The sequence below is a fragment of the Metabacillus crassostreae genome, assembly GCF_016908395.1.
Lineage (GTDB): Bacteria > Bacillota > Bacilli > Bacillales > Bacillaceae > Metabacillus > Metabacillus crassostreae.
Map to the genome: position 1 here is coordinate 891,451 of NZ_JAFBDU010000001.1, position 25,062 is coordinate 916,512.

Consider the following 25,062-nt stretch of genomic DNA (forward strand, 5'->3'; position numbering starts at 1 on the left):
ACCAGTAAACAAGTAGTTAAAATGGAGATGTGGTGCTTTATTTTGAGTTATGTTAAAAACAAGTTAAACTATTGCTGCATTTGGTTTATTTTTTATATGTATGGAAGAACTATAAAAAATGTATAAATAGACATTTCATCTTTAAATTTGAATAAAGATCTTTTAATCGTCCATTCTAAAGGGTAGTAATACAAAAGGAGACTATAGGAATGGACAATTTAGAAATAACACACATGACTATCGATGATGGCTTTAATGGAGAAGAATCTGTTACTACTGACTTTACTCATAACCACAAGGATTATAGCATTACTTTTAAGAAATCGGATCTAGAAGTAATTAACACATGGCTTTTTGAAGAAGAAACATCACTGCCTGCAAATTTATCAGAAAGTATGATTGAATATCTCAGAGAAGAGGTAAAGAAGAACATATAAAGTGAAGGGAGATGATGATATGGAAAAGGTATCTCTAAAAGTAAAAGGAATGTCGTGTGATCATTGTGTTAAGACCATTGAAGAAAACGTTGGAACATTAAATGGCGTTGACAGATTATTGGTTGATTTAGAGGAAGAAGATGTTGTAATTGAATACAATGCAGACACTATTTCACTAGATAAACTCAAAGAAGCAATTGAGGAACAAGGATATGAGATTGAAAGTTAAATTATTTTTATAAATTATTACAAAACCAAGAATTCTTTTGAATTCTTGGTTTTTTTATTCAGATCGTACGTGTTCCTATAGTTTACTGTATCATTAACCTACATAATGTATGAAAACTAAACTTATTGAGATAGTATTGTTATATTTTATGAAATTTGAAATAATTAGAAAAACAGGATGAAACAGGAGGGCATGATGAACAACACGACACAATTAATTATGTTGTTTCTTAGCATTATCTTTGTGCTAGTATTATATCGAAAATCAAAAGAGGAGGAACAACTCTTACTTCTAAAGTTATTTGGATTTACTTTTCTTGGAGCCTTTATGCTGGATATAAATGGACTCAAACTGCCATTGGGTTTTGCCATTTTCCTATTGTTTTTTCGAAGTCCTAGAGTGAATGCAAAAACGAAAAATTCCGCAGCCTATCTTGGATTAGTCATCTTTATGCTTGTTGTATTTATTCCCAAAATTGAGAATATGATCTATGAAAGAACACAGCATGTTGAATTACTAGACACAAATTTTTATAGTGGAAGCTTGGTAGAGGAAATGAAGCATCTTAAAAATCAATTGAACATGGATGATAATAGAATTGAAATACATGATCTGGATTTAACCATTAATCAAGATGGAACGTATGAGAATCTTAGACTTCAGCTTGAAGAGCAAAACTATGAAGATACTGTAAACTATAATATCGACCTTTCACATGATAGGAAAAATCTTGAAGTAAAAAGGTTCAAGGTTAAATCAGAGGAGTACGTTAATGACAATACCTTTACAGAGGCAGAGCTAGTGCTTGGTAACCTTGACCTTATTACTAATTCAATGCTTAATTTTGAAGGAGAAGCGTACACTCAGCTTAAAACAGACGGCCAGCGAGTTAGCTATGAAGTGAGAGAAAATCGGAATTTCCAAATAAGCACAGCAGGTAAAAATAAAGTTGAGAACAGTCAACTTCCTGTACGAACTATTTTTGTTGATGTTTGTCATAGTAATGAATTGGACGAGCTCCGTAATCCACTTAAGTGTGAATATAAAGAACGATTTTTACTTGATATGCTTCCAAACGAGTTAGAACTAACTGATTCCACGGTTCTAGATGTTGCTAGACAGGTATCTTCTGAAATTGATGAATGGTTAGTGAAGCATACTGGAGATTCGATTGCCTACGAGAAAAATGGAGAATTTGTTCTTATTGAGGATGGTAAGGAAGAGAAGGTGCAGGAGTCAGAATATATCATGGCACTAAAAGAGACACCTCGGACCACAATCACACATAACGAACAAAATAATATCTGGGATGTAACGATTGAAAATCCATATGGGAATGCACCTCACAAATGTGAGTTTATGTTAAACGGAGAAACAAGAGAAGTGCATGAATTAAAATTCAGGTAAATATCTAGTTTATAAGTATGACACAACAGTATTTTTAATTTGAATCTTTGTGTCATATTATTGTAATTTATCTCATTAAAATTAAATCAATAAATTTAGAAAGAAAGAGTAGAGTTTCAATTTAATTGTTTATCTTATTTTGAATTAAAAGCTAAGAAGGATTTATCAAAAAGAGATTATTACGTAAAATATAAATTTGACGTAATAATCTACACAAAAAGCACTTTTTAAGGTACAATAGAATTATCGAGGTGAAAATTATGGCAAATGAATCACAACAGCAACATTATAAAAAACTCCAAACACTACTTAAGGAATTACCGTGGTATGTTGAAGAATATATCGATCACAAGCGCCGTAAGCTTTCTGCTGCATCATTACTCAACTATTGCCATGATTATAAGATATTCTTTAACTGGATTATGGCTGAGCAGCTTTATGAAGGAAAAGCAACTGATATCCCATTAGAGCTTTTAGAAAAACTAACTGTTCAGCAAGTTGAAGGTTTCTTACATGCTCTACAATACCAATTACATAACAAAGAAATCACTGTTAATCGTAAATTATCTGCATTAAAGTCGTTATTTAATTACTTACAAAACATTGCTGAAACTCGCGATCTACAACCCTATCTTAACCGAAATGTGATGGCAAAAATTGAATTTAATGAACTTAAAGATAGCATGGAAACAATCGCAAATAAAATGGAAGGCAAAATTTTGCTTGGTGATGAATATGAGAATTTCAGAAGATTTATAGCCAATGACTATGGAGAATTTATAAAAGATAATAAAAAACTTGTAAACTTTTATACGTTAAATAAAGAGCGTGACACTTCAATCGTTTCCTTAATTTTAGGCTCTGGCTTACGTCTTTCAGAGGTTGTAAACCTTGATTTAGACGATATAGATTTCAAAAAGTTCTCTGCACGAGTTATACGTAAAGGTAACAAAGAACAATACGTCTACTTCAGTAATATTGCAATGGATGATTTACAGGAGTACTTAAAAATTCGCGAAAATCGCTACCAAGTAGAGAAAAATAATAAAGCATTATTTGTTGCTGCAACCATGGGTCCAAAAGGTAAATCGAGAAGGTTAACCGGTAGATCAATTGAGAAAATAATAGAAAAATATGCTACAGCATTCGGTAAACCTTCCCTTTCCGTACATAAATTACGACATTCTTTTGCAACAAGATATCACGCTGAAATTAACGATGTGCCTAAATTAAGAAGACAGTTAGGGCATTCATCCATTCAAACAACAATGATTTATACTCATATTAGAAATGATGATTTAAGAAGCGCTGTGGATAAAATGGATATGCCGAAAGAATAAATCAGAAATTCATTTTATCTCTTTTTCTTTTTAGGATCTTTTTCTGCTATCTGATTTTTAAGATGTTTATTTAGAGAAACAAGTACATGGAAATGATTTTCTTCAACTTCCTTAATACTTATTACCTTACCTTTACGCCCTTTAATTTTTATCGTCTCATCTATATTAGGTATATTAGTTAAAAGCTGAGTCAACACAATGGATCCTGCTTCAATAAAATGTACAACAGCCATAGTTTAAAGTCTCCTTTATTATAAAAATGAGCCATTTCTAAAAAAACACGGCTCTTTTTATAAACTATTGGAGAAAGATCAAATATAGACCAATAGAATTATTCGAATGAAGATGGTGATAAAGCAATGTGGAAATTAATCGATGGTAAATTAGTCCAAACAACAGATCAAAACAGAGTTAAATTTAGAACAAATATCAGTAAATCACTAATCGAACATTTAAGTAAAGTAGCTAATGAATATGATAGCCACCCGAATTATTTACTTGAAAACGGCTTACAAAACTTGTTATCACAAGGAACTATTACGTTTAATAAAGCTTTACGACCTAAAGATCGAGTCCAATACAAAACAACATATGATAAGGAGCTATTAGCTGCAGTCAAAGAGTTTGCAAATGCAAATAGCATCTTTATAAATGACGTTTTGGAATACAGTGTAGATTTTATTGACTATAAAAAAATCAAAAACAGTAGTTATAAATATCGGGTTGAATAGACCCGTTTTTGTTCATTTTCAATAACGCCCCGAACATAATATATATTCTAGGAAGTCAGTAAGAAAAACTCTCATCTCGTCTCAATAACCTAGATTACTTAAGTTAATGAGACGAGAAAAAATTTACTAGATGAGTACTTTCTATGTAAATAAATATTTATCAGATAAAATAAATTATATACGTCTTTTCTAGCTATTTATTTTAAACCTGTAACATATGAATAATAACTCTAAATTCAGCAGCTCTTATCTTCATAACCGCCTTCTTGTCACATAATAATATTTTTAATTATCTATCTGAGTTAATGACATTAACGAACCTAGATTTAATTCTTCACTTTCAATCACAATTGCAGTTAAACCCGAGTCTGACTTAGTTTCATGCCATTCTCCTTCTGTCCAAAACACAGCCTCCCCTGCATAAACTTCAACGTATTCTTCATTTTCACCTCTAACCTTCCCCTTCCCACTAACAATTATTAAGAGTTGAGGAACAACAGCTTGATGATAGCCTATCACTCCATTCTCTTCTAAATACATACAGCCAACATGAGCAGGCTTAAGTGTATGAATAACACGAGACATAATAAAATTAGAATTAAAATGGTTAATTCTTTTGCCAACATCTTTACTAAATGAATAGATCTCCATTTAATTCCTCCATGTTTTTATAAGATTAGATGGTATTACCGTTTTGTTGGTAAGCATTTTTAAAAATATAAATAATACTTTTACCGTATTGCTAGTTCAAAACAAGGTGTCAACTGACGAAATCTATAAAACTCTTAAAAGGTATTCTCCGATCCACAAAATATTATCTAACCAAGAATAGAAAAACTGATGCAATGATAAAAATTATTCCGATAATAAAAAACCAAAAAGAATAACTATGTTTCTTAGTTCTTTCCAATTTTGTTTCAGTTTCAAAATTCATCCGTTGTTGTTCAAAACTTGAACCAATACCACTAATAATTCCTGAAAATATTATAAACGTCACACCAATTAAAAAAGTATATCCTTCCAAAATACCACCCCTCTAAACCATTCTATTAGTTTATAAACTCACTATTCTCTTCTCACTTGCTTTTAGTTGAAAAATTAGAAATAGCCTGAATAAAGTACATAAATATTTACTATCTTTAAAATCGCTAATTGGCTTCCAATACAATTTGAATGATACCCCATTATAGATTACAAATGGTGCCTCGCCACTTTTATATTCTTCATATGTAGAAAATACTTCAGTACCTTTTGTTAGGCTTACTTGCATAAAGGTTCCCGAACCACAAAGTATTGATTGTTTGTTTCTTGATTTCTCCTATTTTTTCACCGTTGGAATAATCATTTTCTATATTAGAGTTTCTTGAATAAATTAAACCGTCGCACTTTATTATATCGGCATCACTATAATCATTAAGATTTCTTTTGCTGTTGGATTTTCCGTAGTAGCAGAACTACAACCAGTTATTAACAAAATAAACACAACATTAGAAAGAGATTTGATACCAAATAATACCCCTCTTTTTCTTCCACACGAAAACTTAAGTTAACCTGCTCCTTTTCTGTTATAAAAACAAAACGACCAGCCATTGAACTGATCGTAAATTCTAGTTGTGTATTCTCACCCCGTTAATACTATTAGTAAATTTTTCTATTAGCCACAAGTTCACTCTTCCTCCAGCTTTTTAAACAGCTCAACCCTTTCATGCTCTGTTAGCTCACGCCATTCCCCTATAGGTAAATCGTTTAACTCTATGTTCATAATTCGAATCCGTACTAGTTGCTCGACATAATACCCATGAGCTTTAGACATTCTTCGGATTTGTCGATTGAGCCCTTGTGATAAAACAATTCGAAACACACAATCACTTATTCGTTCTACCTTACATGGCTTTGTAATCGTATTTAAAATTTCAACGCCATCAGACATCCCTCGTATGAATAAATCTGTTATCTGCTTGTCTACCGTGACAATATATTCTTTTTCATGATTATGCTCTGAACGTAAAATCTTATTTACAATATCTCCATCATTGGTTAGTAATATTAATCCTTGTGAGTCTTTATCTAGCCGACCTATCGGAAAAATGTGCTCTGGATAATTTATAAATTCCATAATGTTGTTTTCCACATGTTTTGCTGCTGTACAAGTTATCCCTACCGGTTTATTCATAGCGATATATACTAAATCTGCTTTATCTTTAATAGATTCTCCATCTATAAGCACAAGGTCACCTTCATTTACTTGATCTGTATGCTTAGCAGGAATTCCATTTATCGTTACTCTATTTGCTTCAATAACTCGTGCGGCCTCACGTCTAGAACAAAAACCCCTATTACTAATATATTTATTGATTCTCATGATGGACCGCTCCCTTCTACCTAATATACGCACTCCGTTAGTTGAACAGGAACTCATTAATTTTACTCATAATCTACTTTCTTCATGCTAATATCCCATTTCTAAGTTCTATTCTGTTCAAACACTTATTGATACTTATTATCCTTTGATTCTTCTAATACTTTAATTAAAATATAATTGATTTGTTGTGTTATTTAGAGTCGCACCCGATGGCAGATATAGTGGAAATGCGGTAAATCTTTCTCTTTTAGCAAGTTAATAATTCTTCTTTTGAAACAATACGCCATTCATTTGCTACAAGTTTGTCTATATAGTCATTGATACTAATTTCCTCTAATTCCATTGCAAGTGGATGTAGAGATACATAGCATTCATTTGTCTCATAATTTATAGTAACTTTTACAACCTCATATCCATTATGAAATCTTGAGTCAAATCCGGGGTCATCAATAATATCTCCTTTAACAGGGCGAATCGTTGATTCAAATGTTTTCATTACCATTTCAATACTATTATTTTCTTTTTGTTCTTTTGAAGATGTTAGAAAAATGAGCATTTTGATTTTCATTACTTTGTCTCCTTTATATCCCTGAATTTGTTAGTTATAGCTTATCTTATTCTCGGTTATTATTTAATTTTCCTGCTCCGTTAGTCAAAAAGCGACTGTTCTTATTGAACACTCGCACCCCGTTACTTTAAGTACAACTTTTCACAAACTCTTTCAATCAAATCAAATTACCATAACTTTTGAAGTTCACCAATAAATAACAATAGGATGTAACCACCTACAAATATAAATCCAAAGGTTAACCAGATTAAAAGTAGCCAACACACGGCAAAAAAAATCTTTTCGAACCATTTACTGTTTATCCACTTCACGCCTTCTCCCCATTCCCAAAATTGATATGAAGAAATGTCCTTATTGTAAAGTTAAACGAATTAAGCCCCGTTAGCACAAGAAGTGATTGCCCTCATGGCGCAATCGCACCCTATAGTTGAAGAAGGACGATGGTCAATTTTATGGCTATCGTCCTTCTTTCCTGCTGTGCAGTATCGTACTATGCAACAAAAAGTCAGTTTCCTTAATGCCATTATTGCTGATAATTTCTTGGAACTTCTTCCTATTCGTCTGGTTCAAGGCATAGTCTATTAACTTTTCGTTATAACCCTTACTTCGTATTACTTTTATGATTTCATTAATTCTTGATTCTAAATTTCTGTTCATGTTTGTCTCAAGTTGAATCTCTAATGGGATGATAGGGAGTTCAATATCTTTGAATGGTATTAGTATTGTATGCTGCCAAATATGAGGGCCATTTTCCCAAAAACCTGAACCATTGATGTACTCCTCGTTATTAACAGGTTGAATATTTGCAATTTCCAGCTTAACACCATCTACAAATAACCGAGAAAAGGTCCATTCATTGCTGGCATAATCAACGAATTTCTTAACAGGCATAGCAGTCGTTGCTACCCAGGTTTCTATTCGTGTGTTTGGATCATTAGACTCCTCCATTAAATATTCACTTAAAATAAGTGCTATTTTATGAACTTGAATAGACTGGGGTACAAGTATGTCAATATCGCCTGGGGTAATATCGCATCCTTGTATTAATGAGCTTACAGAACCAGCGAAAACGAAAGGGATTCCCTCTTTGTCAATTTTCCTTGCAATTAACTCAACGACTTTCAAAACATCAACTGTTCTTTCAGCCATACGTGCCACCATCATTATTATCACAATCTGTATGAACGTAAACCCAAGTTTTAAATTCTGCATTTTGACTTTCTAAATTCCACCCTGTCTTATTAAAATAATCATTAAAACTTGAATCTACCGGACATAATGAAACCACTGGTAAATCATTTATCATCATTAACATCCTTTTTAACAGATCTTTACCACGAAAAGGTTTATCAATTGCAAATTGGTATAAAGAGATTTTGTTTTGCGTTTTCCTTCTATAAAAACGACAAGCTCCCACTACTTGACCTTCTAAAGTTGCCACTATCATTTGTTTTCGCATTATAGCTGCTTTGATACCAAGAGGACATAAAAATTCTTCAGAATAAATTGAACTACGGTTTCGGTCTAAATGATCATTAAAGAAAGTCACAACTTCAGCGATATGAGTTGGTTTAGCTAAAGCTATTTGCATTTTCTTCCCCCACTAAAATTAATTAATAATTTTCCCTATACATTAAAAGGTAATATTTGTTCCTTAACTTTTAAGGCTACTTCAAAAGAATTCACTGCTTCTTCTAGAGCTATCCTTGTAGGAATTCCTCGTTGACAGCATTCAATAACATGTTTGATCGTTTCTTCGTAACAGTTTTGATTTTTTATCTCAATTTGTTCTACTTTGTCACTAGTATATAGATTAAAAGAGGACTCCACACGATCCTTAAATCCATCTTCCTTATACTTAATCGTTCCATGTTCGAATATGGCATCATAACAAACTGTAAACGGATGACCAAAGGGCATCATAGACGAACCTTCAACACTTACAATTGTTTCAGGGTATTTTAATAGAGAATGTACATGTGACTGTCCTTTCTTTCCATTAACTCCTTGCGATACTATACCCTCCGGTATTCCCAATAGCCATGTAACAAAATCAAAATCATGAATCATTAAATCGGTACTTATTTTATGTAGACTTAAATCTCCCCATAACGGTGGTGTATTTCTTTTAATATGTAATGCTTTCAATTTACCTAACTCTTCTTTTTCAACGACATCATTCAAATATTCGTAAGGTTGCTCAAATTTGATAAATTGATTAATATAAACCCTTTTTCCATATTTCTGTTCGGCTAATTTTATATCAATTGCATCCTCAATAGATAACGCGACAGGCGTTTCACAAAAAACTTGCTTACCATTCTTTAATGCCTCAATAACATGTTGCTTATGTACGGAACTAGGTAGACAAACATCGATCAAATCAATTTTAGGATCTTCAATGATCTCTCTAATATCGTTTGTTACATCAATTTGAAGTTCTTCTTGAAGACGCGATAATTTATTCGTATCCCTACCAAAAATCTTTATATTTTTTATTTCACCCATTTTTTTATATAACTTAGCATGTTCGATACCGAAACCTGTTCCTAATATCCCTACATTCATTTTCATTCTCCCTTTCATCATGTAATATCAAAAGTATACCAACCTATTTATGACAACTGGTTGTCATAAATATCTTTATTTAGAAGTGAGGGGTCCATTTTGAAGATTCATCGATTAATTTCGATTCTCTTGTTAGTAGAGTCGAGAGGATCAATTAAAGCAAATGAATTAGCAGAAAAACTAGAAGTCTCCGAGAGAACAATTTACCGAGATATAGATACATTATGCGAAGCAGGGATTCCATTAACAACCACTACAGGACCTAAAGGTGGCGTCCAACTGATGGATGGATATTCAACTGGAATCAGTAATCTTAATGATGAAGATTATATAAACTTATATCTTAGTGGTATAGGGGTACAACCTGTTAAAGAGAGTAATATGTCTATTAAATTGAGTAACACTTTGATGAAGTTGCAAAATAATATGCCTACAAAACTCAGTAATAATCTAGAGACTTTAAAGAATAGATTTCATTTTGATGAAAGCCCTTGGTGGGGGAAAGAGAATAAACTCCTGAATATTGACATGCTTTTGTTATCAGTATTCAAATCAAGAGTCATCGCTATTACCTATAGAAAGTTTAACGGAGAATCCTCAAAAAGACTTGTACATCCTTACGGGATTGTAGTCAAGCAATTAGATTGGTATTTAATCGGATATTGTGTGCAGGGGAAAAAGGTTAAAACGTTTAAATGCGAACGTATAGTTAAGGCGGATATTACTGTTGAAGAATTTGAAATTTTAAATGACTTTTCACTGCAGGATTACTGGACTATCAGTCAGCAATCATTTGTTCAAACATGTGTAGAAACTGAATATTATCCAGTTCAATTGAAGATTCCAAAAATACATACAGAACTACTTTCAGAATTTGAAATTATATGCATAGACGAAAAAGAAGACGAATTACTTGCTACCATTAATATGTACGGATTTGATCATGCTCTAGAAAATATTTCTTACATTGAAATTATAGAACCTTTGGAACTAAGATCTTCTATTAACCATTCACTTCTTCAAATACTAAAAAAGTACAACAGACCATAATGTCTGTCAGTAATTAAAACAAAAACTCTTCTTACAGAGTTTTTGTTTTTTAAAAGAAACGCTCGCCTTCTCCTTGCACAACTTCCCTTTTATTTGCAGCATAACACCTGATAATATAAAATAACTAACTTATGGTTACTCAACCATAGCCCCCGTTACTTTAAGTATATTCTTTCACAAAGTTAGGAAGAAGAGACATTGTTTGAATGCACAGTATACTTGTACTATGTATCAAATGACCGAGTTAAGAATTAACTGCTAGTTGAACTATAGCCCCCGTTTGTTGTTTAAGATTCTTCCCTACTTTTAGGTAAACATCCATTAGTGTAAGTACATTCCTTGACAAGCCTATTCATAGTAAACAATCTCTTCTGATGTATAAACCTCAATAATACAGCCATTTCAAGCATTGCTAAATCTTCATTTGTTTGGAAAGTGTAGCAGTTTAGCACATAAATCTATATCCTATTCATCTGCTTCTATAGAAGATTCATCTATTGCATATATTGCTGCCCGATTCTTAATAGTTTTTTTAGGTTTTCCATTAGGTAGCATAACTTGTTTTACGTTAACAAATGGTTTGACTCGGCCAACATAATTGTTATTGAATTCCCTACCAATCTGTGCTTTTATTGCACTAGGTTTTCCGGAATATACCATATCTATCTCCCTATATGTTCTTGATGCTTTGTTTAAATCAAATTCTTCTCTTTGAGCTTTTACGAATTCCGATACTTCTTCAAAAATAACTTTTCTTAACTCTGAATTTGACAAGGATGTAGCTGGAATTAATCCATAATGCTTGTTTAACACATCATTAACTAAGATACTAACGCTCACACCTAGCTGTTCAGCTTCGTTAGTAAGTGTTTCTTCTAATTCCTGGTTTGGATAGAATTGTATTCTAATTTTAAATACCTCCTTAATATATATGAGTATTAGCTACTGCACTCAGTATACATGGTATGAGTGGTGAGGTCAACACTCACATTTAATTTAAGATTATTAAAAGAAGTAAAGAGATATTGACTCATTTACCTATTGCTATATCAAATTTTGCTACATTATTTTCTTTATATTTCAACATAAAAGGATGAGAAATAAGTTCTTATCCTTCAAATCTGTTTTCTGCTTTGAATCTACATTTATACGTGAAAGGTTACTGCACAATATGCTAAGAGCTGATAGATCCTTCTTCAACTAACCTGCAACATTACTTCAACAAGAAAAAGCCAATCTCCTTCTTGAAGATTAGCACCCCTTTAGCTTAATAAGAATTCTTACTTCTTCACTAGATTTTCTGCCATAAAATTTTTTGCCATAAAATAAGCATTTGCAGTAAATAGCTGTGTATTAATTTTATTTGTAATTATTTGATTTCCTAAATTATCAAAATCAAATAACTTAACATTTATCTCTTCTGTATCATCTAAGTCTTGCTCATACGCCTTGAATGCTTCCAGTATTAGAAATGTCTTTACTTTATTGTTTTGTGTTGCTGGATTTATCATAAATTCACCCAAGAAAATAGGACTTCTCAAAGAAGTGTAACCTGTCTCTTCCTTTACTTCTCTAATTAACCCTTCTTCGTCTGTTTCATTTCCTTCCTTTTTTCCAGCAGGGACTTCTAAGAAAAAATCTTCCCCTGCATAACGATATTGTTCAACCAGTACAATCTGGTTTTCTTTTGTTATTACAACCGAATTTACCCAATCAGAATATTCATTGACATAATAATCATCAATCACTATACCATTCGGAAGTTGACAACTATCTTTTCTAATATTCCCGAAAGGGCTTTTATGCAAATACTCTGATTTTAGCCATTTCCATTTTTCCATAGTGAGCCTCCAAAATTTTTTACACTTTTTAATAATCTTATCATTTGTTATTAAACAATCCTGACATTTTGTTTTACATTAATTTCCTATTTGTTGGCATAGAAAAAAGCACCCCTTGAAGAAGGAATGCTCCGTTAGTGAAAAAGCGACTGATGTTCTTATTTAACACTCGCACCCGTTTGTTGAAGAACAAAGAATTACTCCTTGAAAATATCAGCTACCATGTTACCAAACTCTCTCAAGTAATGAAGGTAATTGTCACCTCCATAGTTGTACATTTTGTTATACATTTTTGCTACTACAAGATTATATGAAGGAATCACTAAAATAGTTGGTCCTGTAATACCTAAGATTTGGTATGAACCTTTGGGAACTCTTTCCCCAATTTCACTTTTTAACGAAGGTTTATCTTGAACATACCAAAACAATCCATTTATCGGTAATTCATTATCTTTATAATTTGGACTTTGAATTGTAGTGGCTAATTGTATAACTTCTTTGGGAACAATTTGTTTCCCATTTATGAATCCATTATTTAAATGAAGATTCCCCCAAAAGGCAAACTCACGAGTAGAGGTATGTAGATTTGGTTCAGTTCCATCAGTAGAATTTCCAAGTTTAAACGATGCAATGACTTCAGGATTTTCAATTACTTCAACTAATTTTTCATTGGGTGTTTTGTGCCAACACGTTTCCTTGAATCCAAGTGGTAAAAATACCCTTTCTTTAAGTAATTCAGGAAAACTTTTCCCATAAAGTTTGTTTATAAGCTGTGACATCATTAAAACGTTAATCCCTCTGTATGCCCAACTCTCACCTGGATTAAATTCTCGGTAAATAGTTCCGTCCTCTCTCTGGTTTAACCCGTGAGAATGTGTAACCAAATGCCTTATCGTCGTTCCTTCTAGAAGTTGATTATCGAACTCCTCAAAATAGTCTACTGCCAAGTCATCAATACTTTTAATTTTACCTTCATATAAGGCATAAGCTACCGCTAAACCTAAGTAACTTTTTCGTGCAGACGCAATATTAAATTGTGAGATTTGAGTAATTGGAGTTGAACCTAATGAATTAGAGTGATAACCGTTATAGTGTTCTAAAACAATGTTGTTGTCCTTTAGTATTACCATGGAAGAAGCACTACTGTTATTCAGGTCTTTTATATTCTCAACATACGAAATTAATTTTAGATAATTATTTTGCACTCTTTCTACTCCCTTTAGCTAAATGTACCTCTTTTAATTCTATTACTATTCGAACTAACCCTTCTTCAATTATCCTGCACCGATAGTGAAAAAGCGACTGTTCTTATTGAACACTCGCACTCCGTTAGCTTAAAAGAGGATTTATAAATATTATGCAATTAAACTATAAACAAAGGGAATTAAAAGAGCTAACCCAGACAAATAATAGCTACTATTTTTGACTGTTTAGCGATTCGTTTATCACCATTATGTAAGTTTTCTATAAAATTTAGGGTATATGAAAAACAAATAACTATTAGCAAAACTGGAATAATACCTACCCAACTTAAATTCACATTATCGCCTCATTTACTATTAAATTATCCTGCACCTATAGTTGAATAAGTTCCACAAAAATAGCGTCAATCCCTTCTAAGATCAACGCACCAGTTAGTTATACATAAAGATTTACACAATAATTGTACATTGTATAAATAATACGAAAATAAGTAATTATTTTTTATTTTTTAGCTCTAAGATTATTGGAGTTATATTTAATAAAATCGATATCATCGTCAAAATCCAAAAAGCTGTTTCCATCGTAGGCACTACATCTAATAAAGCACCCCAATCTTCCACCTTTACCCAATTAGACACCATACTGTATTGCGCAACAAGTGTTAGTGCTGTAAATGATAAACCCATTGCCATTGCCAATTTATAATCTTTGCCTGTTCCATACATATAAAAATTTATACAAGTTGCTAATATAGCAATTAGTCCTAAGATTAACCACATAACTATACCTCCATTATATTTTTTATTTAAGTTGAACATTTATCTACAAATATATATTAAAAAGTCCAGTTATCTTATTTCGAAATCTGACCCGTTTGTTGAACATCAAGTTAATCATAGCTCTTGCACTATAGAAACCCCATAATTCCGGAAACGTCCACATAATTCCCCCTATTGTTAATATTTATTATTGAACTCTACTGCACCTATAGTAGTTCAATAACAAAAAGCTGCCTCATTGACAGCTCGTTCTTAAACTCTCGCACCCTTTAGTTGAATAACAGTTACCTACTTCCTGCCATCGGATAAAGGGGATATTCCCATTTGTGTGTACATTCTTCCAACATATAATATCCACGTTCTTCATTTGGCACAATACGAGAGCATTGTTGTCTTGGAATTGCACCCTTGTCATTTTCATTTCCTATTTCAATCCAACTTTGACCAGATGATTCATCATAGCGTGTCGAAAATGAATTTCCATTTATTGTGATTACTTCTCCATCTTCTTTATTTGTGACCTTCTTTATAAACTTTTCAATGGACTTTTCAATATTTTCAAAATCCCCCTTAGAATCATCCGAATCAATTAATGGGTGTGATGAATTCAAATACACATCTTTCATCCCTTGCCAAGTGATAAAGCGAACGGCATTTGCAGTAATCCATTTTTCCATACCCAAGCCCAATACATCCTCAGCCCCTAATCCACTCGGATGTTCTGTGCCAGGTATCATTATTTCGATTGATTGTTCATTAAGGTACTTACCAATTAGCCCAAACTTTGTTTTGTAAAAGTTGTAAAAATATGTTGTTTCCCCCAATGAAGCATGTCGGTATTCGATTACTAAAGATTGCTGATTATGAGGGGAATTAATTTTGATATAATCATTGTCCAAAATCAAAACTGTAAGGCCATTGAACAAAATAACAGGAATGCTAACGAAAATTCCTATAATTATCCATATTTTCGGGAAACTTGAGCAAAATCCAATTACGGATAAAACAATAATATTAATTCCCAAAGGAACCAGATAACCTGTTGGTTTCAAGAATAGAATGAAATAGTCTGTAAGATGGAAGATAATAAGTACCAAGTCCATTACACCTAACAGAATTAGTACCCATTTGGTTTTTGTCATCGTAGACACCCCATATTAATTACATCAAATATTTCAAATAGTAAATACAGAATTTTTTGTTGAAAAGTTAAACAATTCTTTACCCGTATTTTACTACAAATATAATTTATCTTTTTTTACTAACCTGAGCCTATAGTTGAATAAGTTCCACAAAAATAGCTTCAATCCCTTCTAAGATCAAAGCCCCTTTGATTAATAAGGACAGGTAAAAATCTAATAAATCAGTACATACTCCTATTGATTTATCTCTCCCAAATTTCTTTCCCTACATTTCTTCAGGAGCCTTAATTCCTATTAAACGTAACCCCTCTTTTAAGACAATAGTTACTGAATGAACCAAAGACAACCTTGAGTGCTTATTATACTCGTCATCTAATATTCTTACTGCGGAATAATATTTGTTAAAGGATTTAGAAAGTTCAATAAGATATTTCGCAATCTGTGAAGGATCGTAGCCCTCCATTGATCTTTCAATAACTTCTGGGAATTCCATAAGTTGAGTAATAACTTCCCAAGTATAGCTATCCTGATCCTCAATTCGAACTGAATCAATATCCTCCTCATATCGCCCTTTCCTTAATAAGGAGGATGCACGAGCATGAGTATATTGCACATAAGGACCTGTTTCTCCTTCAAATCTCAGCATATCTTGTAATGAAAATTCAATATCATTCTGACGATAGTGTTTTAAATCATGAAATATAACAGCCCCAGTTCCAACTGCACTAGCTACCTCTTTTTTTGATTCTAAATTTGGGTTTTTTTCTAATATATTTTGTTCAGCTAGCCCGATTGCTTCACTTAAAACCTCTTCTAATAAAACAACTTTACCTTTTCGGGTGGACATTTTCTTGCCATCCTTTAATATCATTCCAAACGGAATATGGAATAAGCCATTATGCCATTGATATTCCATCTTTTCTAAAACTGCAAACACTTGTTTAAAATGGAGAGATTGTTCATTTCCAACAATATATAAGGATTTTGAAAAATTATATGTTTTTTGACGGTATAATGCTGCAGCTAAATCACGCGTTGCATAGAGAGTAGTTCCATCGCTTTTTTTAATCAAACAAGGTGGTAAACCTTTCTCGCTCAGTGTAACCACTTCCGCACCATCTGAAGTTTCTAATAGACTCTTTTCTTTTAGTATTTCAACTACATACTCCATCTTGTCATTATAGAATGCTTCTCCATTAAAGGAATCAAATCTAATACCTAGTAAATCATAAATCTTTGAAAATTCTTTTAACGACTCTCCTCTGAACCATTCCCATAAAGAAATGGCTTCTTCGTCTGATTGTTCAAGCTTCTTGAACCACGCACGCCCTTTTTCATTAAGTTGAGGATCAAATTCAGCCTCTTCATGAAACTTTACATATAATTTTAATAGTTCTCTAATGGGATTCTCTCTTACTGTATTCTCATCTCCCCATAGTTTATAAGCAACTATTAACTTTCCGAATTGAGTACCCCAGTCACCTAGATAATTTATACAAACAGCTTTATAACCACATTTGTCTAAGATTAATGCAATTGCATTTCCTATAACAGTAGATCTTAAATGTCCCATAGAGAATGGCTTAGCAATATTTGGAGATGAAAAATCGATTGTTACAACATCACCATTACCCAAATTGTTTGTTCCATAATGGCTTCTTTGAGTTACAACCGAACGTGCAACTAAATTTGAAACTACTTTTTTATTTAAGAATACATTTAGATAGCCTCCTATTGCTTCTACCTTTTCAAAGAGTGGTGATTCAATCTTCTTAGCTAATTCGATTGCAATAGTTTGAGGAGGCTTACGATATTGTTTAGACAACTCAAAACAAGGAAATGCAAGGTCACCTAAATGTGAATATTTTGGTTTCTCAATTAGTTTTAGCAGCTTACTTTTCTCTAGCTCTCCATCTAAGGCTAGGGATAGCAATTCACAAAAATCATTTTTATAGTTCATGTGATTTCCTCCTTAAAATAAAAAAACTCCCGTCTTTTCTTTACTAATAAATAAAGAAGAGACGAGAGTTAAGTTTCCCGTGGTACCACTCTTATTGTTCTACCATTGGTAAAACCACTTAATTTGTTAACGAGGCTATCCCCGACACTCCCTACTAAATTCAGGAGAATATCTCAAAAGTGCGGTTCATTATATGCTCAATTCTAGGCTCCCACCGTCCCTAGATCGCTTTGATCTAACACATAACTACTCTCTTTATCATCGACTTAAATATTCCTTACCATTATATCCCTTTTCAGAAAGAATTCAATACTTTCGACAAAAATTATTTCTACCATTTTAGAGGAGCTTATTGCACTAAACTGCTCCGTTAGTTTAAGTGAATAACTTCACAATATCGCAAATCTTCATACTAAAATCATACCAGAACATAACGGCTAATTGTTCATATTTTCCACATTTATCTAAATCGTTATTGCATAAAATCAGTCTACTACGTAACAAATAATTCCCTATGCGTTTTGATCTTTTTGGCTTAAAAAGGACAGAATCTTGTATTTCACTCCCCATGACGACGTGTTAATAACACTTATAGTCCGTTCAAAAAAACGCCTCAACTCCAGTACTATCAAGGAATTTAGGCGTTTTACATATACTTAATTTTAGTTGTGTTAATAGATATTTTACACGAAGTTAAGACTTTAAGAATAATAGGGAGTTTCCTCCCTATCTACATTGACTAGCGACACAAAACTCCTTATTCTTTGTTACTCAGTAAATCAAGCAACATGGCGAGAATTATTTAAGTATTCTTTGTTAATTACTTCTAAGTCTTTTAGGATTTTTGTGTCAATTTACAAGGTGTTAAGTACTTTTGTGTCTTTATTAATGATCAGCATTTCCTCAATTAATTAAAGTATATTTCTAAGTATCATTTAGTAATATTTAATTCCAAATATTCATCAGCTTCTTTGAATCCAAACTTCTTATACACAGGTCTTCCCATTTCTGATGCAGCGAGCCATATTTTTGATATACCAGATAATTTTACATCTTCAACCAATTTAGAAAGTAGATTCTTTGCTATTCCTTGACCTCGATAATTTTCGTTAGTGTACATATTTGCAATATATGCCTTTTTTCCATTCTTATTGGTATAGCTAGGTGGGAAATCATAAAAAATTACTGCACCACAAGCTATAGTTTCTTCATTATCTTCTACTAGCCATTGGATAAGCCTACCCTCACTTAGTTTATCTCTAAAGAAAATTGATAGTTCCTTATCAATATCAATATTTGGTTCTAACCCCTCATCAATTAATTGTTTTTTTCTTAGTTCAACTAATTTATCAATATCGTTCAGGTTAGCTCTACGATATTTTAACATCTAATCACTCCTAAAAAATACAACCGTATCTACTGGCATTTTAATCTATTTTGTTCCATAGTATTAGTGTTAAAAAGAGTTGCTTTCGTAACTCTCTAGACTTGTATTCTTCATTCTTAATTAGTAATCCTTTTTCCATAAAAATTGCCCTGTTAGGTTCACAACAAATCTTTTGATTTTTCAATCCATCCCTTAATGGCTTCTTCGTTATATAGATAGGTTTTGGGTGAATCTAAAATATCAATTCCACTAATTATCTGTAACATTTCCCAAACATTTTTGTCATCAACCTTTGGTTCGTCAGCCATAACATATGATTCAGCCCATTCTGATATTTCTTCTCTCTTTAAATCACCAGAAAGCACCTTTTCCAACATCTCAATTACTTTTTTCATATTTTCATATTAGGTTCATTCATAAACATAGCACCTCACCTTGTTCGAAATAAGCTGTCCGTTACCTAAAGTGAATCAATGAATCACAAATTAAACATTATAGTATCCTACTAAATGTCTTTGGATAATCAATAACTAACCCATTTGAATCAACAGAAATGATGGTCTCATAATCATAACAACGGTATTTGAAATATCTTAATTCACCTTCCTTACGAATGTAATGATAAGATTGTGGTACTTTTTTTGTTTCTAAAGAAGGAACTGATATATAGACCATTTGAAAATGTTCTATTTGATTAATACTCCAATTAATTCTGTTAATAGGTAAAGAGTTGGAAAAAGGAGTTGCAGAAATATCTATGTCAATCGCACCTTCAAGGCTGTCAATTAATTCTCCATCACTATTAAACCAGTTTCCCTCTCCATCAGTATGTAATTCTATACTATCAATGTTATCAACAATAATATTAAACTTCTTAGTTAGCCAATGTTCATCTAATTCGACGGTATAATTCAAATTATAAGCAGTAGTCTTTTTTTCATCTACATAAATTACTGTACTTTGAACAACGAGGTTTTCGGTTGTACTCTCTAATTTAAGGTGCTCGCAACCATATAGTTCTTCGTTATTCCACACTACTTTTACAACCATATACACTCCCCCAATTATTTCTGAATAATCTTATTATCACAACTCGGTTATTGAAGTAAGCAGGTTTAGTTTAAGTGAAAAGATTCACAATATCACACATCTTCTAACTAAATCATAACAGAAGATAACGAATTGTTGTTTATACTTCCCGAAATTTTTGCAATAGTTGCTGCACAGTATTTGTCTACTATTAAATATACACGTTACTAAAAAATTTGACCTGTTTCGGAAGAAGAGTAAAGGACTGACCATGGAGGTTTCTTCGGACCAGACGTGTTAATAGATGCAGTTTCCTCCCTCACTTTACGTAGAAAATATGACAATTATTGTTATGTATGATAATATCCATTTTGTAATACATAAATTGGAGGTCATTTTTATGAATAAAACTGAACTAATTAATGAAGTAGCTAGCAGGTCTGAGTTGTCTAAAAAAGATGTAACAAAAGCAGTAGATTCTGTGTTAGATGTACTTCTTAATACTCTTAAAGAGGGAGATAAAGTTCAATTAATAGGCTTCGGTAACTTTGAAGTCAAAGAACGTGCTGCTCGTAAAGGACGTAACCCTCAGACTGGTGAAGAAATAGAAATTGCAGCGTCTAAAGTACCCTCTTTCAGTCCAGGTAAGTCATTAAAAGATGCTGTTAATAATAGATAATTTATATGGTAAAGGAGAATCCATAAAGATAAATGGATTCTCCTTTTTATGATAGGACGAAATTTTCGAAACTAGCACTTCTCATTAATCCGTTTTTTGATAAACACTGGTATTTAACTTTGAATTTAACTAAAGATTCAAGATTATATATTCATGATTTTGGATTTGAACTAGCTGTTTCGATATATGATAAAATGCCTTTCTTTCAGCAGGAGGTACATCCAAGACGTGTTAATAACACTTTTCGTTAGTTCCTGTAATAAAACAAACGCCTCAATCCATTGTTACCAATGGTTTAAGACGTTTTCATCTAATCAGATTTAGTTGTGTTAATTATTATTTAACGCGAAGTTAATGTAAGCTATTAGGGAGTTTCCTCCCTTTCTTTAAAACTGGTCGCTATCATATCCAACTGATAAGCGTCTATTTAGTTAAGAATATTGTGTGATAAGATATTCCACTCTCGTGCTTCGGATTGTTGAATAGCATTTTTCAATTGCATATTATCCTGGTACAGTGCAACAATGGTATCCGTTTATTACAGCTTTCTACTTCAACATAAGCACCCGTTAATGAACACGGTATTATTTTAATAATCAACCAATTCTACAGAAAGAGTATTAATTTGAGATGGATAAGATTCTTTAACGGTGCCATCAAACCCAACTTTCACCTTGTCTCCAACTTGGAATGTCTCATCACTATTCACGGTAAGGTCAACAAACACATCACCTTCAGGATTACCATTTAACATTTTAGCAGAAACAATTGAACTTTTACCGTTAATCTCCTTAATTGTTCCTATAAAACTGGAATTTTCCGTTTTGATTTTATTGTCATTTTCTTCACTTCTGTCTGTTGAATTAGAGCACCCAACAATGGTGAATAAAACAATGATTGCTAATACATTAAATATCCTTGTCATCTCACATATCCCTCCGTTAATATATTTTAAAAGGATACCATAGCTTACGAATAGAAAACCTGCATTTTTCCACTATCCTGCTCCTTTAGTCAAAAAGTGACTGCTTAAATAGAGTAATCGTACATGTTACTCGACCAAGAAATAGCTATTATTAAATTCTTCTTGATAAACAAAATATATTTTATTTAGTATGATTTTTTTCCTTTAAAATATAAAGTTCTCTGATAAAAGCACCTACACCAGCTGAACAACCAATAACAGCAAGAAGAGACATACCTCTAACAAAGGTGAATGGTGAGAACACAACTTGTAGACTCCCTAATATAATAAAAAATCCAAAGAAAAAACACCCTGTAATTAACTGTTTATTCACCTTGTTTTCTCCCCCTTTATTAAACAAACCTGCACCTATAGCTTAAGAAGAAAAAGGTTATCAGCTACATTCAAAATGCTATATTCTTACTCCTCTATTGTAAAAGATAGTTACAATTAACTTGCCTGTATGTTGTATAAATATCTTCAGAAAAAAATCACCATATATATAGGAGAAATTATTAAAAAAAATGTTATATCAATAACTGTTCCAATTAAATTTCCCTTTAACCAACTTTTCTTGTTTGTAATAAATACACTTGATATAAAAGCAATTATAATAACAATAAATCCAAATGAAATTATGTTAATAAGAAAATTCGAGGCACCATTTCTGCTACCCAAGTTCAACAAATTCAATGGAGTATTTCCAAAGACAATTGGGAAGAAGAAAAATATTAGAACATAAATTATTATCGAAGAAATACATCCCCGCCACCAAAATAAATTCATACTTTCACCCTTAATATATATTTATCTTATTTTCACATTTCACATAGTATAAAGACTAAATTAATTTGCAGCTTTAGTTTAACATTAATTTCCTATTTTTGTTAACATAGAAAATAGCACCCCTTGTTGAAGGATGCACCCGTTAATGAACAAGGAAATTTCTTATTTTATACTTTGTTCTATTTTTAAACCAAATACTTCTTCTAATATTTATTTACCTCTTTCACAATAGTTCGTTCCACTAATATTTGATAATAATAAATAACGATTGCCATTACAACTGACATTATGAAAAAATGTTTAGGTCGCATTTTCTTGTATTCAAATACTCCTACTTTAGTGAAAAATTTTACAACAGGGAATGCAAGAAGGTAATCCAATACAATATTTAATGATAAATACTTTATAAAGCTACCGTATGTTAATTTAAATACCCAAATAGTTGTTATGAAAAATAAGCCTAAAAGGTAAGAGAAATCTAATCGGTAATTTGGAAATAGAGCATTTTTTACTTTCCACCACTTACGTCTATCAGCCATTTCACTTAAAATACTAAAGACATAACCAATAAAAGTTGCGACAGGAAGAAACCGAACAAAGGATTTTTTTCCTAGCAATGGAGTAGTTAACCAAGGGATGACTTATGTACAAAATGATAAAACTTCTCTTTTAGTAATCATAAGAACCCTCACAAGTCATTATTTTACATTAGTGTCCATTAAACATATATTTTTTATTCCAAGATACTTAATTTAAAATTCTTACTTGAACTAAAGAGGGCACCGTTTAAGTGAATAACTTCACAATGACGCAAATCTTTATACCAAAATCATACCAGAAGATATCGCATTATTGTTCATATTTTCCACATTTATGTAAATCGTTATTGCACAGTATATGTCTACTAGGCATTAAATGGGTTATGCTAAATCCTGAGTTTGTTGCCGAAAAATAGATATAGAATCTGGTGTTCCTCCCCCAAGACGTGTTAATAACACTTAACTTTTAGTTCATCTAATAAAAAAACGTCTCAACTCCAGTACTATCAAGGAATTAAGACGTATTAACTACTCGTGTTAAAAGATATTTTACACGAAGTTAATTTTCAAAAAATAAAAGAAATTTCCTTCCTCTATCTGTTTTCCTCTTTTAATACATATTTACTCTAACTTCTACTTTAAAAGGCTATATTTAAATTATTAATCAAGTTTAATATGCACATAGGCTTTGAACAAAAATCCATGCTTATGGCATATCACTCGAATTTACTTTTTATATAACTATAAACTCATATCCTTAACCATTAAAAAGTATTACCAATTCAATGATACCTTGAAGCACCTCTACTTGGTATCCCTATAAAGGTTAGTTACTGTATATAGTATCTATATTGATTCTTTCCACTCTTTTTTGCCATATACAAAGCTTTATCAGCGTTTTTCAGTAAGAGCTCTAAGTTATCGCCCTCAGTATATGGCATAATGCCTATACTTGCCGACAAATCTTTAAATTCTTTAGCATTGCTATTTCCCCAGGAGGATAAAAGAGAAAGTAAATAATCAGCTTGCTTACTAGTGTCATCAATGGAAATATTACTAAGACTAACAACAAATTCATCGCCGCCTAATCTTACAGCAATACCATTTTTCTTATCTACATATTTCCCAAGTTTTAAACCAACCTCTTTTAGAACTTGATCACCCATGTCATGACCTAGAGCATCATTTATTTTTTTGAAACCATCCAAATCAATAAAAAATAATACCCCACTATTTCTCGAATGCTCATTAAAGTACTTAAATAAAAATTGACGATTATATAGCCCAGTAAGGAAATCCCTATAAGCATTCCGTTCCAATTCTATGTAAAACGAGAACATCTTAGCAATCCTTTGAAGCATTTTTATACTACGTTCATTAAAGTTTCTGGTCTCTTTATGAACTGCACACAGTGTACCAAATACTTCACCATTCCCAAGGATAACAGGGATGCCTAAATATGAATTAATGTTGATTTCTTTTAGACTTTCTCTCAAATCATCTAGGCAAGTTTCTTTACTCATATCTTCAAAGATCAAAGGTTTGGAATCATCAAAATTTATTCTATTACATATTGTCCCATTTAAATTGAATGCCATTCCTTCTTTAAGATGAATATCAGTTCTAGCTTCAGACACCTTTACTATAAATTGTTGTTCCTCAGTAAAAGAGGATAGAAAAATTAATCTATCAGGTAAATATTCCTTTGCCATATCAAGTATATCGAAAGCCAATTCATCAAAATCTTTATAAAGTTGAAGTTCATCTATCGGTATTCTCATATTAACACTCCATATAGTTCAATTAGTATGCAAGAACAAATTGATATTACTTACGATTCCATTTTATTAGTATATGTGAACTCTAATATAAACGTAAAGATTATTCGTATCTAATGAATTCTGAAACATAAATCTCTTAAATAGTCTTCTTTCAAAGATGGTGCAATATCCCCGATAATGGCATAAATCAAGGGGGGAATCGTAGCAACCGACAAACCTGCCAAAATACGACTAATGATTAACCAGATAAAAGAGGTGAAAAAGCAGTTAAGATATTAGA

Annotated in this window: 28 protein-coding genes and 1 other annotated feature; of the genes, 7 read left to right on the forward strand and 21 right to left on the reverse strand. The window is 32.0% G+C overall.

Features of this window, described 5'->3' with window-relative positions; genetic code table 11:
* Positions 1-209: 209 nt before the first annotated feature.
* The 4 genes from JOC75_RS04835 (at position 210) to xerS (ending at position 3,413) form a co-directional block, all read left to right on the forward strand.
* Positions 210-437 carry a hypothetical protein gene (locus JOC75_RS04835; RefSeq protein WP_204952952.1) on the forward strand — a complete coding sequence of 76 codons (228 nt, stop codon included), beginning with the start codon at positions 210-212 and terminating at the stop codon, positions 435-437.
* A gap of 19 nt (positions 438-456) precedes the next feature.
* A complete protein-coding gene (gene copZ, locus JOC75_RS04840; RefSeq protein ID WP_204952953.1) occupies positions 457-666 on the forward strand; it encodes a copper chaperone CopZ in 210 nt (69 codons plus the stop codon).
* Positions 667-861: 195 nt separating this feature from the next.
* Positions 862-2,073 carry a hypothetical protein gene (locus JOC75_RS04845; protein WP_204952954.1) on the forward strand — a complete coding sequence of 404 codons (1,212 nt, stop codon included), beginning with the start codon at positions 862-864 and terminating at the stop codon, positions 2,071-2,073.
* Positions 2,074-2,333: 260 nt separating this feature from the next.
* On the forward strand, positions 2,334-3,413 hold the full coding sequence (gene xerS, locus JOC75_RS04850) for a tyrosine recombinase XerS (RefSeq protein ID WP_204952955.1): 1,080 nt from the start codon (positions 2,334-2,336) through the stop codon (positions 3,411-3,413).
* Between the two features lie 14 nt (positions 3,414-3,427).
* Here xerS and JOC75_RS04855 read toward each other — a convergent pair whose 3' ends face one another.
* On the reverse strand, positions 3,428-3,646 hold the full coding sequence (locus JOC75_RS04855; RefSeq protein WP_204952956.1) for a hypothetical protein: 219 nt from the start codon (positions 3,644-3,646) through the stop codon (positions 3,428-3,430).
* A gap of 126 nt (positions 3,647-3,772) precedes the next feature.
* Between JOC75_RS04855 and JOC75_RS04860 the strand changes: the two genes are divergently transcribed.
* Entirely contained in the window at positions 3,773-4,144 is a 372-nt protein-coding gene (locus JOC75_RS04860) for an rRNA methyltransferase (protein ID WP_204952957.1), read from the forward strand.
* Between the two features lie 285 nt (positions 4,145-4,429).
* Here JOC75_RS04860 and JOC75_RS04865 read toward each other — a convergent pair whose 3' ends face one another.
* The 7 genes from JOC75_RS04865 to JOC75_RS04895 form a co-directional block, all read right to left on the reverse strand.
* Complete coding sequence (locus JOC75_RS04865) at positions 4,430-4,795, reverse strand: cupin domain-containing protein (RefSeq protein ID WP_204952958.1); 366 nt, start codon at positions 4,793-4,795, stop codon at positions 4,430-4,432.
* Between the two features lie 163 nt (positions 4,796-4,958).
* Complete coding sequence (locus tag JOC75_RS04870) at positions 4,959-5,168, reverse strand: DUF5316 family protein (RefSeq protein ID WP_204952959.1); 210 nt, start codon at positions 5,166-5,168, stop codon at positions 4,959-4,961.
* Positions 5,169-5,810: 642 nt separating this feature from the next.
* On the reverse strand, positions 5,811-6,506 hold the full coding sequence (gene rluF, locus JOC75_RS04875) for a 23S rRNA pseudouridine(2604) synthase RluF (RefSeq protein WP_204952960.1): 696 nt from the start codon (positions 6,504-6,506) through the stop codon (positions 5,811-5,813).
* Between the two features lie 247 nt (positions 6,507-6,753).
* Positions 6,754-7,074 (reverse strand): hypothetical protein, encoded by a 321-nt coding sequence (locus JOC75_RS04880; protein WP_204952961.1) that lies wholly within the window; start codon positions 7,072-7,074, stop codon positions 6,754-6,756.
* Between the two features lie 456 nt (positions 7,075-7,530).
* Positions 7,531-8,223 (reverse strand): hypothetical protein, encoded by a 693-nt coding sequence (locus JOC75_RS04885; protein WP_204952962.1) that lies wholly within the window; start codon positions 8,221-8,223, stop codon positions 7,531-7,533.
* Positions 8,216-8,665 (reverse strand): GNAT family N-acetyltransferase, encoded by a 450-nt coding sequence (locus JOC75_RS04890; RefSeq protein ID WP_204952963.1) that lies wholly within the window; start codon positions 8,663-8,665, stop codon positions 8,216-8,218. The genes JOC75_RS04885 and JOC75_RS04890 overlap by 8 nt, the downstream gene beginning before the upstream one ends.
* A gap of 35 nt (positions 8,666-8,700) precedes the next feature.
* Positions 8,701-9,642 (reverse strand): Gfo/Idh/MocA family protein, encoded by a 942-nt coding sequence (locus JOC75_RS04895; RefSeq protein ID WP_204952964.1) that lies wholly within the window; start codon positions 9,640-9,642, stop codon positions 8,701-8,703.
* A gap of 99 nt (positions 9,643-9,741) precedes the next feature.
* Here JOC75_RS04895 and JOC75_RS04900 point away from each other — a divergent pair, with 99 nt between their 5' ends.
* Complete coding sequence (locus JOC75_RS04900) at positions 9,742-10,692, forward strand: helix-turn-helix transcriptional regulator (RefSeq protein ID WP_204952965.1); 951 nt, start codon at positions 9,742-9,744, stop codon at positions 10,690-10,692.
* Positions 10,693-11,157: 465 nt separating this feature from the next.
* Here JOC75_RS04900 and JOC75_RS04905 read toward each other — a convergent pair whose 3' ends face one another.
* The 9 genes from JOC75_RS04905 to JOC75_RS04945 all read right to left on the reverse strand — a co-directional run bounded on the left by JOC75_RS04905 (position 11,158) and on the right by JOC75_RS04945 (position 20,054).
* Positions 11,158-11,532, reverse strand: coding sequence for a hypothetical protein (locus JOC75_RS04905; RefSeq protein WP_204952966.1), 375 nt, complete (start codon positions 11,530-11,532; stop codon positions 11,158-11,160).
* A gap of 440 nt (positions 11,533-11,972) precedes the next feature.
* Positions 11,973-12,533 (reverse strand): NUDIX hydrolase, encoded by a 561-nt coding sequence (locus tag JOC75_RS04910; protein ID WP_204952967.1) that lies wholly within the window; start codon positions 12,531-12,533, stop codon positions 11,973-11,975.
* 197 nt (positions 12,534-12,730) lie between these two features.
* The gene (locus JOC75_RS04915; protein ID WP_338036548.1) at positions 12,731-13,738 is read right to left on the reverse strand and encodes a serine hydrolase domain-containing protein; all 1,008 of its coding nucleotides are present in this window, start codon (positions 13,736-13,738) and stop codon (positions 12,731-12,733) included.
* 492 nt (positions 13,739-14,230) lie between these two features.
* Positions 14,231-14,515, reverse strand: a complete 285-nt coding sequence (locus tag JOC75_RS04920) for a hypothetical protein (RefSeq protein WP_204952968.1) — start codon at positions 14,513-14,515, stop codon at positions 14,231-14,233.
* Positions 14,516-14,799: 284 nt separating this feature from the next.
* Positions 14,800-15,657: a hypothetical protein gene (locus JOC75_RS04925; protein WP_204952969.1), complete on the reverse strand. Its 858-nt coding sequence runs from the start codon at positions 15,655-15,657 to the stop codon at positions 14,800-14,802.
* A gap of 265 nt (positions 15,658-15,922) precedes the next feature.
* A complete protein-coding gene (argS, locus tag JOC75_RS04930) occupies positions 15,923-17,617 on the reverse strand; it encodes an arginine--tRNA ligase (protein ID WP_204952970.1) in 1,695 nt (564 codons plus the stop codon).
* 54 nt (positions 17,618-17,671) lie between these two features.
* Positions 17,672-17,888: a binding site (T-box leader), on the reverse strand.
* A 660-nt stretch (positions 17,889-18,548) separates the two neighbouring features.
* On the reverse strand, positions 18,549-19,004 hold the full coding sequence (locus JOC75_RS04935) for a GNAT family N-acetyltransferase (protein ID WP_204952971.1): 456 nt from the start codon (positions 19,002-19,004) through the stop codon (positions 18,549-18,551).
* Between the two features lie 158 nt (positions 19,005-19,162).
* The gene (locus JOC75_RS04940) at positions 19,163-19,381 is read right to left on the reverse strand and encodes a DNA-binding protein (protein ID WP_239589284.1); all 219 of its coding nucleotides are present in this window, start codon (positions 19,379-19,381) and stop codon (positions 19,163-19,165) included.
* Positions 19,382-19,496: 115 nt separating this feature from the next.
* Positions 19,497-20,054 carry a putative glycolipid-binding domain-containing protein gene (locus JOC75_RS04945; RefSeq protein WP_204952973.1) on the reverse strand — a complete coding sequence of 186 codons (558 nt, stop codon included), beginning with the start codon at positions 20,052-20,054 and terminating at the stop codon, positions 19,497-19,499.
* A gap of 379 nt (positions 20,055-20,433) precedes the next feature.
* Here JOC75_RS04945 and JOC75_RS04950 point away from each other — a divergent pair, with 379 nt between their 5' ends.
* Positions 20,434-20,712, forward strand: a complete 279-nt coding sequence (locus JOC75_RS04950; protein ID WP_204952974.1) for an HU family DNA-binding protein — start codon at positions 20,434-20,436, stop codon at positions 20,710-20,712.
* Between the two features lie 589 nt (positions 20,713-21,301).
* Here the strand turns inward: JOC75_RS04950 and JOC75_RS04955 are convergent.
* The 4 genes from JOC75_RS04955 to JOC75_RS04970 all read right to left on the reverse strand — a co-directional run bounded on the left by JOC75_RS04955 (position 21,302) and on the right by JOC75_RS04970 (position 24,782).
* The gene (locus tag JOC75_RS04955) at positions 21,302-21,637 is read right to left on the reverse strand and encodes a DUF3221 domain-containing protein (RefSeq protein ID WP_204952975.1); all 336 of its coding nucleotides are present in this window, start codon (positions 21,635-21,637) and stop codon (positions 21,302-21,304) included.
* A 181-nt stretch (positions 21,638-21,818) separates the two neighbouring features.
* Complete coding sequence (locus JOC75_RS04960) at positions 21,819-22,010, reverse strand: hypothetical protein (RefSeq protein ID WP_204952976.1); 192 nt, start codon at positions 22,008-22,010, stop codon at positions 21,819-21,821.
* Positions 22,011-22,665: 655 nt separating this feature from the next.
* On the reverse strand, positions 22,666-23,079 hold the full coding sequence (locus tag JOC75_RS04965) for a hypothetical protein (RefSeq protein WP_239589285.1): 414 nt from the start codon (positions 23,077-23,079) through the stop codon (positions 22,666-22,668).
* A 752-nt stretch (positions 23,080-23,831) separates the two neighbouring features.
* Entirely contained in the window at positions 23,832-24,782 is a 951-nt protein-coding gene (locus tag JOC75_RS04970; protein WP_204952977.1) for a sensor domain-containing diguanylate cyclase, read from the reverse strand.
* Positions 24,783-25,062 lie beyond the last annotated feature (280 nt).